Raw genomic sequence first — 13894 nt, forward strand, 5'->3', positions numbered from 1 at the left:
CAGATCCGATGACGGCCTTGTGACAGAGTGCCGCCCGCCCGGCATCATTCCGCCGCCATCGCCTGGGGTGCGCCGCCCGCGCGGAAGGCGGCCAGCAGTTCGGCCCGGCGCCGTGCCGCCTTTTCCGCATTGGCGGCCTTCACCGGGCCGAAGCCCCGGATCGTCAGCGGCAGTTCGGCCAGGTCGCGGGCGACAGCCAGCGTCGCGGGCGTCACCTCGCGCAGGACCTCGGCCATGTCGGCCTCATATTCCGCGATCAGCGCGCGTTCCATCCGGCGTTCATGGGTGCGCCCAAAGGGATCGGCCCAGGTGCCGCGAAGGCCCTTCAACGCCGCCAGGACGCGGAACACGGGGATCATCCAGGGCCCGAAGGCACGCTTTTTCGGCCGGCCTGCCGCGTCCCGTCCGGGCAGAAGCGGCGGCGCAAGGTGAAAGACGGGGCGAAAATCGCCATCGAATTCCGCGCGCGCCTTGGCCACGCTGTCCAGATGCAGCCGCGCGACTTCGTATTCATCCTTGTAGGCCAGAAGCTTGTGATAGCCTCTTGCGACGCTTTCGCGCAATTCGGCAGGGGCGCGGTTGACCAGGTCCGTGAACCGCGCGGCCAGCGCCGCATCCTGATAGGCGCGCAGGTTATCGGCCCGGAACGCCACCGGATCGACCGTTGCCGGGGTTTCGGGGCGGATCATCGCGGCGGCCTGATCGGGGTGCAGCGCCGCCCACCGGCCAAGCGCGAAGGCACGGCTGTTCGTCTCGACCTGCGCGCCGTTCAGTTCGATCGCGCGCAGGATCGCGGCTTCGGTCAGCGGGATCAGGCCCCGCTGCCAGGCCGCGCCAAAGACCATCATGTTGGAATAGATCGAATCCCCCAACAGCACCCGCGCCAGTTCCGATGCATCGAAGAATGCCACGCGATCCTTGAGCCGCGCTTCAAGCGACAGGCGCAACCTGTCGGAAGGAATGCGGAATTCGGTATTCCGGGTGAATTCTCCGGTGACGATCTCGTGGTCGTTCACCACGGCGCCGGTGCGGCCGGTGGTCATCAGACCCAGCGTCTTGGCCCCCGCCGTCACCACCAGATCGCCACCGATCACGCAATCGGCCTCGCCCACGGCGACGCGGATGGCGCTGATGTCTTCCGGCGCATTGGCGAGGCGGCAGTGGATGTGCACCGCGCCCCCCTTCTGGGCAAGGCCCGCCATCTCCATCATGCCGGCGCCCTTGCCATCCAGATGCGCGGCCATGGCAAGGATGGCGCCCACGGTCACGACACCCGTGCCGCCGACGCCCGTGATCACCATGTTATGCGTGCCCCTGATCGCGGGAAGGTCGGGCGCGGGCATGTCGGGCAGGTCCAGCGCACGGGTCGCGGCCTTCTTCGGCCTTGCCCCCTCTAGCGTCAGGAAAGACGGGCAAAACCCTGTCAGGCATGAGAAATCCTTGTTGCAGGACGATTGGTCGATGGCCCGCTTGCGGCCCAGTTCGGTTTCCATGGGCACGATCGACACGCAGTTCGACTGCACCCCGCAATCGCCGCACCCCTCGCACACATCCGTGTTGATGAACACGCGCTTGTCCGGGTCGGGGAAGGTGCCGCGCTTTCGGCGGCGGCGCTTTTCGGCGGCGCAGGTCTGGACGTAAACAATGGCGGATACGCCGTTGATTTCGCGGCACTCTTCCTGAACCCGCATCAATTCGGACCGGGGCGCGCGCTTCACCTTCGCGGGGAACAGGCGCAGGTCCAGATCCTCTTTCGGGTCAAAGACCAGCCAGACATGCTCCACCCCCATCGCCAGCAACTCGCGGCAGATGCGATCGGCGGACAGGCCGCCCTCGTTGCCCTGCCCGCCGGTCATGGCGACGGCGTCGTTGAACAGGATCTTGTAGGTGATGTTCGTGCCCGCAGCCAGCGCCGCGCGGATCGCCTGAACCCCGGAGTGGTTGTAGGTTCCGTCGCCAAGGTTCTGAAAGACATGGGGCCGTTTGGAAAACGGCGCCTCGCCGATCCAGTTCGCGCCCTCGCCGCCCATCTGGGTGAACCCGACGGTGTCGCGATCCATCCACTGCACCATGTAGTGACAGCCGATGCCCGCATAGGCGCGGCTGCCTTCGGGCAACCGGGTCGAGGTGTTGTGCGGACAGCCCGAACAGAAATAGGGAAGCCGCGCCGCCATGTCCTTTGCATTGTCGGCGCGCCGCGCCTCGGCCAGACGGGCCAGCCCCGCCTTGACCGCGTCGGTGCCGCGCCCTTCCTCGATCAGGATGCCGCCGATCCGTTCGGCGATGGTGATCGGGTCCAGCGCGAACCGGGTCGGGAACAGTTCCTCGCCCCGGTCGTTCAGCCAGCCATAGACGCGGCGGCCGCGACGGTCGTTGAAGATCGCCTCTTTCGCCTGCACCTCGATCAGCTTGCGCTTTTCCTCGACCACGACGATCAGGTCGAGCCCTTCGGCCCAATCGCGGAAGCCCCTGAAATCCATGGGCCAGACCTGCCCGACCTTGTAGGTGGTGATCCCGAGACGTTCGGCCTCGTCCGCGCCGATGCCCAGAAGCGCCAGCGCATGGGTGAGGTCGAGCCAGTTCTTGCCCGCCGCGACAAAGCCGATCCTTGCGCCCGGCCTGCCCCAGACGCGGCGGTCCATTCCGTTCGCGTGGCTGAACGCTTCGGCGGCAAAGCGCTTGTGGTCGATCATCCGCGCCTCTTGCGCTACGGGCGTGTCCACAAGGCGGATGTTCAGCCCGCCGTCAGGCATCCGGAACTCGGGCAGCAGGATCCGCATCCGGTCGGGGCGGCCATCGACGACCGCTGTCGCCTCGACCGTGTCCTTCATCGTCTTCAGCCCCACCCAGACGCCCGCGAACCGGCTGAGCGCCCAGCCATAGATGCCGTAATCCAGCACCTCCTGCACGCCCGCGGGGCTGACGATGGGCATGTAGGCATCCACCATCGCCCAGTCCGACTGGTGCAGCGTGGTGGAGCTTTCGCCGGTATGGTCGTCGCCCATGGCCATCAGCACGCCGCCCCGCGGCGATGTGCCCGCCATGTTGGCATGGCGCATCACGTCGCCCGAACGGTCCACCCCCGGCCCCTTGCCATACCACAACGCGAAGACCCCATCGAACCGCCCCTCGCCCCGCAGTTCGGCCTGCTGCGTGCCCCAGACGGCGGTCGCGGCCAGATCCTCGTTCAACCCCGGCTGGAACAGGATGTCGGCGGCCGCCAGTTCGCGCCCCGCCCGCGTCATCGTCATGTCGACCGCGCCAAGGGGCGACCCGCGATAGCCCGTGCAATATCCCGCCGTGTTCAGCCCCGCCGCGCGGTCGCGTGCCTTCTGCATGAGCATCAGCCGCACCAGCGCCTGCGTGCCGTTCAACAGGACGGGTGACTTCGCCAGGTCATAGCGGTCCGAAAGCGTCACATCCGCGCGGATCACATCCTGCTTGCCCATGCTGCACCTCCCCATGCCGTCCGAGCTTTTGGTCGATATTAGGTCAAAAAAGCTGACCTACAAAGCGGTATTCTGGGCAAAAGGTTCATTTACATGTGAGATCAATATCCTATTTAGGATCGATCATGTTAGCGTTCTACAAGGTGGCAAGAGTTTCGCGATGGACTGGGACAAACTTAGAATATTTCACGCAGTGGCCGACGCGGGCAGCCTGACCCACGCGGGCGACACTCTGCATCTGTCCCAGTCGGCGGTCAGCCGGCAGATCCGCGCGCTTGAGGACAGCCTGAACGTCACGCTGTTCCACCGCCATGCGCGGGGGCTGATTCTGACCGAACAGGGCGAACTTCTGTTTGACGCGACCTCGGCGATGGCCAAGCGGCTGGAAGCGACGGCGGCCCGCATCCGCGACAGCGAGGACGAGGTGTTCGGCGAGCTGCGCGTCACCACGACGACGGGCTTCGGCACGCTGTGGCTGGCACCGAGGCTCGGGCGACTTTACAAGAAGTATCCCGCGCTCAAGATCGACCTGATGCTGGAAGAACGGGTGCTGGATCTGCCGATGCGCGAGGCCGATGTCGCCATCCGCATGAAGGAGCCAAGCCAGGCGGACCTGATCCGCAAGCGGCTGATGAACATCCGGATGCGGCTTTATGCCAGTCCCGAATACCTGGAAGAGAACGGGACGCCCCGGACGATCGAGGATTTCAGCCATCACCGCCTGATCAGCCAGCACGCGGGCACCGCGCAGGTGGCGGCGGGCGCGCGGCTGGTCCAGACGATCATGTCGCAGGACATCCCCTCGACCCTGACGGTCAACAACTATTTCGGCGTGCTTCAGGGCGTGCTGAACCATCTGGGGATCGGCGTGCTGCCCGACTACATCATCGAGGATTTTCCGAACCTCGTGCGCGTGCTGCCCGAGGTGGAAAGCGAGGAGGTGCCGGTTTTCCTCGCTTACCCCGAGGAATTGCGGCAATCCAAGCGCGTGGCAGCCTTCCGGGAATTTGTCACCGAAGAGATCTTCGACTATCGCAAGCGGCATCAGGCCTGAGGCCACGCGACACCGCGCAGGTCGCTATGCAATCCATGCATGGCGGCCATGCTGCACCTGCGGCATTCTTACACTTGCTAAGAATCGCGCAGCATCCTACATGCCACCTCGAAGGCAGCAATCGAGTTTCTCTTGCTCCTTCATACCTCCCTGTTGGACTTGGGCCGAGCTTCTGCTCGGCCTTTTTTTTCGTGCCGCGCGGGGATGCCGAAAGGTTCGGCGTTCCGGCACCTTCCTGCCCGGATTTCCGCCGCCCTGAAAAGGGTTAGCCCGATCCGGCGGCAGGTTGCGCGATTCCCGGGCAGGGTGCGCATGCGCTACGCTTTGCCCTTCCCCTTTTGCCCTGCTTCGCCTAAAGGGTCGCGGCAAGCCAGCCACCGATGGGGGACAGGATGCACGAGCCCGAAATCACGCCAGACCTGATTGCCGCGCACGGTCTGAAGCCGGACGAATACCAGCGCATCCTCGAGATCATCGGGCGCGAACCGACCTTCACCGAGCTTGGCATCTTTTCGGCGATGTGGAACGAACACTGTTCCTACAAGTCGTCGAAGAAATGGCTGCGCACCCTGCCGACCAAGGGGCCGCAGGTGATCTGCGGGCCAGGCGAGAATGCGGGCGTGGTCGATATCGGCGACGGCCAGGCCGTCATCTTCAAGATGGAAAGCCACAACCACCCCTCCTACATCGAACCCCATCAGGGTGCGGCGACGGGCGTGGGCGGCATCCTGCGCGATGTCTTCACCATGGGCGCGCGCCCGATCGCGGCGATGAACGCGCTGTCCTTCGGCGAACCCTCGCACCCCAAGACCTCGCATCTGGTGAAAGGCGTGGTCGAAGGGATCGGCGCCTATGGCAATGCCTTCGGCGTGCCGACGGTGGGCGGCGAGGTGCGGTTCCACCGCGCCTATAACGGCAACTGCCTTGTGAACGCCTTTGCCGCCGGGCTGGCCGAAACGGATGCGATCTTCTATTCCGCCGCATCGGGCGTGGGCATGCCCGTGGTCTATCTGGGCGCCAAGACCGGCCGCGACGGCGTGGGCGGGGCCACGATGGCCTCGGCCGAATTCGACGACACGATCGAGGAAAAGCGCCCCACGGTGCAGGTGGGTGACCCCTTCACCGAAAAGCGCCTGCTGGAAGCCTGCCTTGAGCTCATGGCCTCGGGCGCGGTGATCTCGATCCAGGACATGGGCGCCGCCGGCCTGACCTGTTCGGCGGTCGAGATGGGCGACAAGGGCGGGCTTGGCATCCGGCTGACGCTGGACAATGTCCCGCAGCGCGAGGCGGCGATGACCGCCTACGAGATGATGCTGTCGGAAAGCCAAGAGCGGATGCTCATGGTGCTGAAGCCGGAAAAGGAGGCCGAGGCGCGGGCGATCTTCGAGAAATGGGATCTGGATTTCGCCATCGTCGGCGAGACGATCCCCGAGGACCGGTTCCTGATCCTTCATGGCAACGAGGTGAAGGCCGACCTGCCGCTGTCGAAACTTTCGTCCAGCGCGCCCGAATATGACCGGCCCTGGGTGGAAACGCCCGCGCCCGCGCCCCTGGGCGAGGTTCCGGCCATCGCCCCCATCGCCGCCCTGCGCGCGCTGATCGAAAGCCCGACCTATGCCCACAAGGCCTGGGTCTATGAACAGTATGACTGCCAGGTGGGCGCCGATACGGTCGTCACCCCCGGCCTTCCGGCGGGCGTGGTGCGCGTGCACGGCACCAAGAAGGCCCTGGCCTTCACCTCGGACGTGACCCCGCGCTATGTGAAGGCGAACCCCTTCGAGGGCGGCAAGCAGGCGGTGGCCGAGGCCTACCGCAACCTGACCGCCGTGGGCGCGCGGCCCCTGGCCACGACCGACAACCTGAACTTCGGCAACCCCGAAAAGCCCGAGATCATGGGCCAGTTCGTCGGCGCGATCAAAGGCATCGGGGCGGCCGTCGCCGCGCTCGACATGCCGATCGTGTCGGGGAATGTGTCGCTTTATAACGAAACCGATGGCAAGGCGATCCTGCCGACGCCCACCATCGGCGCGGTCGGCCTGATCGACGACGTGGCCGGTGTGATTGCCGGTCGCCCCGTCTCGGGCGATCTGGCGGTGGTGATCGGATCGACGGCCGGCCATCTGGGCCAGTCCGCGCTTCTGGCCGAGGCCTTCGGGATCGAGGCGGGCGATGCGCCGCCGGTCGATCTGGCGGTCGAGCGGAAGCACGGCGAATTCCTGCGCGCCAACCGCGGCCTGGTCCGGGCTGCGACCGACCTTGGCGACGGCGGGCTGGCGCTGGCCGCCTTCGAAATGGCGGAGGGCGCGGGCCTTGGCGTGACCATCGACGCAGACGCGATCCCGTTCCTGTTCGGCGAGGATCAGGCGCGTTATCTGGTTGCCGTCGAAACCCGCGATCTGGCGCCCTTGCAGAAGGCAGCCGCCGCTGCGGGCGTGCCCTTGGCGCTGGTCGGGCAGTTCGGCGGCACGGTCGTGCGCATGGGCGGCGACGAGGCGCCCCTGGCGGATCTGTCGCGGACCTACCGCACCGCCTTTGCCGCCGCGGTGGAATGACCGGCGGACCGGCCAATCCTGCCGGACAGGGATATGAAGGGGGGCTGTCTGCCCCCCTCTTTGCCTCCGGCAAATTCACCCCCCGAGGATATTTCCGCCAGAATGAGGGCCGGGCGCTTGCAGGCAACCGGGCTGCGGCTTAGATTCAGCCGCAATGACGAAGGAGACCGCGATGCCGATGGAAGGCAAGGATATCGAGGCGTTGATCCGCGAGGCATTCCCGAACGCGAAGATCACCATCACCGATCTGGCGGGCGACGGGAACCATTGGGCCGCCGAGGTGATCGACGAAAGCTTCAAGGGGATGAACCGCGTGCAGCAGCAGCGCGCCGTCTATGCCAGCCTCAAGGGCAAGATGGACGGCGCCAACGGAGAATTGCATGCGCTGGCGCTGACCACCAAGGCGCCCGACTAACCGCCTGCGACCCGCAGGCCCGATGACAGGACGGAACGAGATGAGCGCGCAGGACCAGATCCGCGAGACGATCGAAAAGAACGACGTGGTGCTGTACATGAAGGGCACCAAGATGATGCCGCAATGCGGGTTTTCCTCCCGCGTGGCGGGTGTGCTGAATTACATGGGTGTCAATTTCACCGATGTGAACGTGCTGGCCGATCCCGAGATCCGGCAGGGGATCAAGGATTTCTCGGAATGGCCGACGATCCCGCAGCTTTACGTCAAGGGCGAATTCGTCGGTGGCTGCGACATCGTCACCGAGATGACGCTTTCGGGCGAGCTTGACGCGCTGTTCGACGCCAAGGGCATCACCTATGACAAGGACGCCGCCGACAAGATCCGCGAAGCGAACGCCTGACCAGGGCGCCTTGATCGGGGCGCCCTGCCCGCGGCGGGCTGCAATTGAAAAGGCCGGCAGGGCGATCCCTTGCCGGCCTTCTGGTTTCTCAGTCCGGAAAAGGGCGGCCCGTCAGCGCCCGGCCTCTTCCAGTCGGGCGGCCAGCGCCTCGGCCCTTGCGGCGATCTCGGCCATCGTCTCGGTCACCTGCGGCGGGATCACCGGCACCTCGACACGGGCGGGTTCCGGTGCGGGGCGGCCTTCCAGTTCGGAAAGACGTTCGCGCAGGACGCGAATTTCGTCATCCAGCGCGGCGGTGCGGTCGGCCAGCATGAGCCCCGCCATCAGCAGCATCCGCGATTCCGGCAGACGGCCCAGTTGCGCGATCAGGGGCTGCGCCTCGTCGTCCAGAAGCTTTGCCGCGGCGCGCAGGAAATGTTCCTCGCCCTCCTGGCAAGCGACCTGAAAGCTCTTGCCGCCGATGGTGATTTCCAGATCAGGCATCCTGCACCTCTTCCGCGACCAGGGGGCCGAGTTCGGCCAGGATTTCATCAAGCTCTGCCGTCTCGGTGATCCGCGTCGCGCGCAGTGATTCAAGTTCGGCCAGCATCGACTTGTTGATCATGTGCGCATCTGCCATGTTCGCCAGCGCCGCCTCGCGCAGGGCACGCATCTGTTCGCGCAGCGCAATCGCCGTCTTGCGCATCCGCTGCAACTCGATCCCCTGGACATCCAGCTGGCGCGTCATCGTCTCGACCCGCGATTCGAGCGCCTGTGCGGCCTGCGCGTCCCGTTCCTTCACCGCCTTGAGCCGTTCGGTCAGTTGCGCATTGGCGATCCGTTCGGCCTCGAGCGCCTCGGTCAGGCGGGCGATCTCGGCCGCGGCATCCGCAGAGGGCGCCGGTGTTCCGGCGGCAGGCGCCGCCCCGGCCGTCGCCGCCGCGGGAAGCCGGTCGAGGCCCCGCCCGATCCGTTCCAGCGCAACGGTGATGCGCCGCTCAAGTTCGGCGAGTTCGCTCATGTCCCTTGCCCCTTCGTCAACGTCACTGTGGCTTGCCGCAACGTCTGGCGCGCGCTGTCCGCGCGAATCGTTTTGCGGCTTGTTTCCGGCAATCATAAACCAAAGCCTGTGCCGATTGCGCCCCCCTTTCCGTCCAAGAGGTTACGGGGCGTGCTTGATCTTGCCCGCAAGGCTGCTATTGACCCGGGGCAACGGCTTTTTGAACAGCGAAGGACCAAGGCCCGTGGATATCCAGACCCTGAGAACCCAGCACCCCGACCACTGGAAGAAAGCCTGCGCGATCCGCGTCCTGACGCTGGATGCGGTGGCGGCGGCGAATTCGGGCCATTCCGGCATGCCGATGGGCATGGCCGACGTGGCCACCGTCCTTTTCGAGAAGCACCTGAACTTCGATCCGACCGTCCCGAAATGGCCCAACCGCGACCGGTTCATCCTGTCGGCGGGGCATGGCTCGATGCTGATCTATTCGCTGCTTCACCTGACCGGCTATGCCGACATGACGCTCGATCAGATCCGCAACTTCCGCCAATGGGGCGCGATCACGGCGGGCCATCCCGAATATGGCCATGCCGACGGCGTGGAAACCACCACCGGCCCGCTGGGTCAGGGCATCGCCAATGCGGTCGGTTTCGCCATGGCCGAGGAATCGCTGCGCGCCCGCTGGGGCGCCAAGGTGATGGACCATTTCACCTATGTCATCGCCGGTGACGGCTGCCTGATGGAGGGCGTCAGCCAGGAGGCGATCGGCATCGCCGGCCGTCACAAGCTGTCGCGCCTGATCGTCCTGTGGGACAACAACGGCATCACCATCGACGGCAAGGTCAGCCTGTCGGACATCACCGACCAGAAGGCGCGCTTTGCCGCCAGCGGATGGGACGTGTTCGAATGCGATGGCCATGACCCCGTCGACATCGACCGCGCGATCACCGCCGCAAAGGCCAGCCCGCGCCCGGCAATGGTGGCCTGCGCCACGCATATCGCGCTTGGCTCCAGCGCGCAGGACACGTCGAAAGGCCACGGCGCGCTGACCGATGCGAAGCTGATCGCCGATACCCGCGCCGCCTATGGCTGGGATCACGGGCCGTTCGAGATCCCCGCCGACGTGCGCGCGGCCTGGGCCGCGATCGGCGCGCGGGGCCGTGCCACCCGCGAAGCCTGGGAAGCCCGGCTTGCCACGCTTTCCCCCGCGAAACAGGCGGAATTCGCGCGCATCTTCGCGGGCGAGGCCCCGGCAAAACTCGCAGGCGCCATCCGCGCGCTGAAAAAGCAGGCCGCGGCCGATGCGCCCAAGCTCGCCACCCGTTCGGCCAGCGAAAAGGTCCTCGCCGTGGTCAACCCGATCATGCCGGAAACCATCGCCGGATCGGCCGACCTGACCGGGTCGAACAACACCAAGACCGCCGACCTGGGCGTGTTCGACGTGGACAACCGCAAGGGGCGCTACGTCTATTGGGGGATCCGCGAACATGGTATGGCCGCGGCCATGAACGGCATGGCGCTGCATGGCGGCGTGCGCCCCTATTCGGGCACCTTCATGGCCTTCACCGATTATGCCCGCCCCTCGATGCGGCTGTCGGCCCTGATGGGCGTGCCGGTCGTCTATGTGATGACCCACGATTCGATCGGCCTGGGCGAGGACGGACCGACGCACCAGCCGGTCGAACATCTGGCGATCAGCCGCGCGACGCCGAACACGCTGGTCATCCGTCCCGCCGATCTGGTCGAGGTGGCCGAGGCCTGGGAAGTGGCACTGACGCAGACATCGACGCCCACCGTGCTGGCCCTGTCGCGCCAGAACCTGCCCGCCGTGCGCAAGACCCATACCGCGCAGAACATGGTCGCGCGCGGCGCCTATGTCCTGGCCGAGGCCGAGGGCAAGCGCCAGGTGATCCTGATGGCCACCGGATCGGAGGTCGAGATCGCGCTGAAGGCCCGCGAGATGCTGCAGGCGGAAGGGATCGGCACGCGCGTCGTCTCGATGCCCTCTATGGAGCTGTTCGCCCAACAGGACGAAGCCTGGCGCAAGAAGGTGCTGCCCGCCGGGCCGGTGCGGATCGCCATCGAGGCGGGCGTGCGCCAGGGCTGGGACCGCTGGCTTCTCGGCGAACGCGGCCGCGAGGCGAAGGCCGATTTCGTGGGCATGTCCTCCTTCGGGGCCTCGGCCCCCTATGACCGGCTGTTCCGGGAATTCGGCATCACCGCCGAGGCGACGGTGGCCAAGGCCAAGGCGCTGCTCTGATCCGGAACCGGGCCGAGGGGGCGCTGCCCCCTCGCTACCTACAATGGCTCACACCCGGGATCTTTGCGCCAAGGTGAAGCAAGTTTGGCTGAAATTGTCTTTCAACCTGGCGAAAATACCCTCGGGGGGTGAATTTGGCGAAGCCAAAGAGGGGGGGCATACAGCCCCCCTTTTCCGTCTCAATGCGTCGCCCTTCCGCCGGTGGCGGCGGCGATCAGCGGGCCGATCACGCGGGTTGCGACCGGGATCAGCACCAGGCCCAGAACCAGACCAAACACCCCGTCCAGCGTCGCCGTGACGGTCCAGCCCGCAAGCCCCGGCGCCGCGGCCAGGGCATGCGCGGCGGCTTCGGCCAGATCGTGGATGGTGGCATAGGGTTCATGGAAGCCCAACTCGTGCAGGCCATGGACCACGATGTTGCCGCCGACCCAGAGCATGGCCAGCGTGCCGACAGTGGACAGAAACCACATCAGTTTCGGCATCCCCGTCACCAGCCCGCGCCCCAGTGCCCGCCCGGCGCCGCTGCGCGCTTCCCGCGCCATGTGCAGCCCCACATCATCCATCTTCACGATCATCGCGACCGCACCATAGACGACCGCCGTGATCAGAAGCCCGACCACGGCCAGCGTCGCCGCGTCCTTCCACAGGCTCGACGCCTCGATCGCGGCAAGCGAGATCGTCATGATCTCGGCCGAGAGGATGAAATCGGTCTTGATCGCCCCGGAAACCTTTTCCTCTTCCAGATGAACCGGATCGCCGGTCGACATGTCGGCCTCGACGACATGATCGGCATGGGGGAAAAGCGCGTGAAACACCTTCTCCGCCCCCTCGAAACACAGATAGCAGCCGCCCAGCATCAGAAGCGGCGTGATCGCTTGCGGCAGGAACGCGTTCAGCGCCAGAAGCCCCGGCAAAAGGATGACGAGCTTGTTGAAGACCGAGCCCTTTGCGATCCGCCAGATGATCGGCAACTCGCGGTCGGCCGAGAAGCCGTGCACGTATTTCGGCGTTACCGCCGCGTCGTCGATCACCACGCCTGCGGCCTTGGCGCCAGCCTTCGCCGCGGCCCCTGCGATGTCGTCGACCGAGGCTGCGGCCACCTTGGCGATGGCGGCAACATCATCCAGCAAGGCAAGCAATCCGCTCATCGCATACTCCGTTCCGGGGACACGGTCCCAATAGGTAACGACCTGCCGGTGCATCGCAAGCGGGAAAACCGCAGCACCTCTCCCCGATCCCCGGCGGCGCGGTGGCGCGGGCCTGTTCGCGCAACCGTTAGCGCAATCATCCCTGTTTTGCGCTAACATGATGAAATGTCGTCGCTTTTGGACTTTGCCCAAGCCCTCGCAAGGAGTATCTGCCTAGGGACTCAGACCACGAGGACGCGGGACACATGACCATCACCATCGGCATCAATGGGTTCGGACGCATCGGCCGCTGCACGCTGGCCCATATCGCGGAAAGCGCGCGCAACGACGTGCAGGTCGTGGCAATCAATGCCACCGGCCCGATCGAAACGAACGCGCATCTTCTGAAATACGACAGCGTCCATGGCCGTTTCCCCGGCACCGTCAAGGTCTCGGGCAGCACGATGGACCTCGGCCGCGGCCCGATCCGGGTGATGTCGACCTACAACCCCGAGGAGCTGGACTGGGAAGGCGTCGACGTGGTGCTGGAATGCACCGGCAAGTTCAACGACCGTGACAAGGCCGCCGTCCACCTGACGCGCGGGGCCAAGCGCGTTCTGGTCTCGGCCCCGGCCAAGCGCGCCGACAAGACCGTGGTCTATGGCGTGAACCACCGCCAGCTTCTGGCCGAACATCTGGTCGTGTCGAACGGGTCCTGCACGACAAACTGCCTCGCGCCGCTGGCCAAGGTTCTGAACGATGCGATCGGCATCGAATCCGGGATCATGACGACGATCCATTCCTATACCGGCGACCAGCCCACGCTGGACCGCCGCCACAAGGACCTTTACCGCGCCCGCGCCGCCGCGATGGCGATGATCCCGACCTCGACCGGTGCCGCCAAGGCCCTGGGCGAGGTGCTGCCCGAACTGTCGGGAAAGCTCGACGGCACCGCGATCCGCGTGCCGACCCCGAACGTCAGCGCCGTCGACCTGACCTTCGTGGCCGGCAAGGACGTGACCGTTGCCGACGTGAACGAGATCGTGCGCGAGGCGGCATCGGGCTACATGGGCATGGTGCTTGCCTATGATCCGGAGCCGAAAGTTTCGATCGACTTCAATCACACCACGCATTCGTCTATCTTCGCCCCCGACCAGACCAAGGTCGTGGGCAGCCGCACCGTGCGCGTGCTGGCCTGGTATGACAACGAGTGGGGCTTCTCCTGCCGGATGGCCGACGTGGCCGGTGCGATGGGGCGGCTCCTCCAGTAACCGGAGGGGTCGTGACCGACCGTATCGCGCTTGTTCTCGGCCTCGTTCTCGTGGCGCTGATCCTGACGGACGTCCTTGCCAATGGCGGGGACGTTCTTCTGTTTCTGGCCCGGAAATTCGCCGGTTTCCTCGATTACCTGATGTTCTGGCGCTGACCGGGCCAAGTTCCGGTTGATCTTTGCGCCATTCTGTTGATGTTAGCGCTAGCATCGCCCGGCCCGAGTCGCCGGGCTCCCTGCCCTCGTAACATGGGAGGCGAACATGGCAGTCAAGGTTGCAATCAACGGGTTCGGTCGGATCGGGCGCAATGTGTTGCGGGCGATCGTGGAATCGGGGCGGACCGACATCGAGGTGGTGGCGGTCAACGATCTTGGCCCGGTGGAGACG

At 65.8% G+C, this 13894-nt stretch carries 12 protein-coding genes; 8 read left to right on the plus strand and 4 right to left on the minus strand.

The features are described 5' to 3' along the window. Positions 1–44 precede the first annotated feature (44 nt). Entirely contained in the window at positions 45–3434 is a 3390-nt protein-coding gene (locus tag E7811_RS13595) for an indolepyruvate ferredoxin oxidoreductase family protein (protein WP_136395230.1), read from the minus strand. A 175-nt stretch (positions 3435–3609) separates the two neighbouring features. On the opposite strand from E7811_RS13595, the gene E7811_RS13600 reads away from it, so the two are divergent. The 4 genes from E7811_RS13600 (at position 3610) to grxD (ending at position 7870) form a co-directional block, all read left to right on the plus strand. Continuing rightward, the gene (locus E7811_RS13600; protein ID WP_136395185.1) at positions 3610–4503 is read left to right on the plus strand and encodes a LysR family transcriptional regulator; all 894 of its coding nucleotides are present in this window, start codon (positions 3610–3612) and stop codon (positions 4501–4503) included. 392 nt (positions 4504–4895) lie between these two features. Further along, the gene (gene purL, locus E7811_RS13605; RefSeq protein WP_136395186.1) at positions 4896–7055 is read left to right on the plus strand and encodes a phosphoribosylformylglycinamidine synthase subunit PurL; all 2160 of its coding nucleotides are present in this window, start codon (positions 4896–4898) and stop codon (positions 7053–7055) included. A gap of 172 nt (positions 7056–7227) precedes the next feature. After that, positions 7228–7470, plus strand: a complete 243-nt coding sequence (locus E7811_RS13610) for a BolA/IbaG family iron-sulfur metabolism protein (protein WP_136395231.1) — start codon at positions 7228–7230, stop codon at positions 7468–7470. A gap of 40 nt (positions 7471–7510) precedes the next feature. Then, entirely contained in the window at positions 7511–7870 is a 360-nt protein-coding gene (gene grxD, locus E7811_RS13615; protein ID WP_136395187.1) for a Grx4 family monothiol glutaredoxin, read from the plus strand. A 111-nt stretch (positions 7871–7981) separates the two neighbouring features. Here grxD and E7811_RS13620 read toward each other — a convergent pair whose 3' ends face one another. Both E7811_RS13620 and E7811_RS13625 read right to left on the minus strand, forming a co-directional pair. Further along, on the minus strand, positions 7982–8353 hold the full coding sequence (locus tag E7811_RS13620) for a cell division protein ZapA (protein ID WP_136395188.1): 372 nt from the start codon (positions 8351–8353) through the stop codon (positions 7982–7984). Next, entirely contained in the window at positions 8346–8870 is a 525-nt protein-coding gene (locus tag E7811_RS13625) for a hypothetical protein (RefSeq protein ID WP_136395189.1), read from the minus strand. The genes E7811_RS13620 and E7811_RS13625 overlap by 8 nt, the downstream gene beginning before the upstream one ends. A 223-nt stretch (positions 8871–9093) precedes the next feature. Here E7811_RS13625 and tkt point away from each other — a divergent pair, with 223 nt between their 5' ends. Further along, on the plus strand, positions 9094–11109 hold the full coding sequence (gene tkt, locus E7811_RS13630; protein ID WP_136395190.1) for a transketolase: 2016 nt from the start codon (positions 9094–9096) through the stop codon (positions 11107–11109). Positions 11110–11288: 179 nt separating this feature from the next. Here tkt and E7811_RS13635 read toward each other — a convergent pair whose 3' ends face one another. Continuing rightward, complete coding sequence (locus tag E7811_RS13635; RefSeq protein ID WP_136395191.1) at positions 11289–12257, minus strand: DUF808 domain-containing protein; 969 nt, start codon at positions 12255–12257, stop codon at positions 11289–11291. 245 nt (positions 12258–12502) lie between these two features. Between E7811_RS13635 and gap the strand changes: the two genes are divergently transcribed. The 3 genes from gap to E7811_RS13645 all read left to right on the plus strand — a co-directional run. Then, entirely contained in the window at positions 12503–13507 is a 1005-nt protein-coding gene (gene gap, locus E7811_RS13640; RefSeq protein ID WP_136395192.1) for a type I glyceraldehyde-3-phosphate dehydrogenase, read from the plus strand. A gap of 11 nt (positions 13508–13518) precedes the next feature. Beyond that, positions 13519–13662, plus strand: coding sequence for a hypothetical protein (locus E7811_RS17945; RefSeq protein ID WP_168733027.1), 144 nt, complete (start codon positions 13519–13521; stop codon positions 13660–13662). A 106-nt stretch (positions 13663–13768) separates the two neighbouring features. Continuing rightward, positions 13769–13894 (plus strand): glyceraldehyde 3-phosphate dehydrogenase NAD-binding domain-containing protein (locus tag E7811_RS13645; protein WP_246020448.1); only part of this gene is annotated, 126 nt, incomplete at its 3' end.

The organism is Aliigemmobacter aestuarii, assembly GCF_004799285.1.
GTDB lineage: Bacteria > Pseudomonadota > Alphaproteobacteria > Rhodobacterales > Rhodobacteraceae > Aliigemmobacter > Aliigemmobacter aestuarii.

Excerpts from the sequence above, each read along its gene's own strand:
- E7811_RS13600 (WP_136395185.1), top strand. The coding sequence starts at position 3,610 with ATGGACTGGGACAAACTTAGAATATTTCACGCAGTGGCCGACGCGGGC.
- purL (WP_136395186.1), top strand. The coding sequence starts at position 4,896 with ATGCACGAGCCCGAAATCACGCCAGACCTGATTGCCGCGCACGGTCTG.
- E7811_RS13610 (WP_136395231.1), top strand. The coding sequence starts at position 7,228 with ATGCCGATGGAAGGCAAGGATATCGAGGCGTTGATCCGCGAGGCATTC.
- grxD (WP_136395187.1), top strand. The coding sequence starts at position 7,511 with ATGAGCGCGCAGGACCAGATCCGCGAGACGATCGAAAAGAACGACGTG.
- E7811_RS13620 (WP_136395188.1), bottom strand. The coding sequence starts at position 8,353 with ATGCCTGATCTGGAAATCACCATCGGCGGCAAGAGCTTTCAGGTCGCT.
- E7811_RS13625 (WP_136395189.1), bottom strand. The coding sequence starts at position 8,870 with ATGAGCGAACTCGCCGAACTTGAGCGGCGCATCACCGTTGCGCTGGAA.
- E7811_RS13635 (WP_136395191.1), bottom strand. The coding sequence starts at position 12,257 with ATGAGCGGATTGCTTGCCTTGCTGGATGATGTTGCCGCCATCGCCAAG.
- gap (WP_136395192.1), top strand. The coding sequence starts at position 12,503 with ATGACCATCACCATCGGCATCAATGGGTTCGGACGCATCGGCCGCTGC.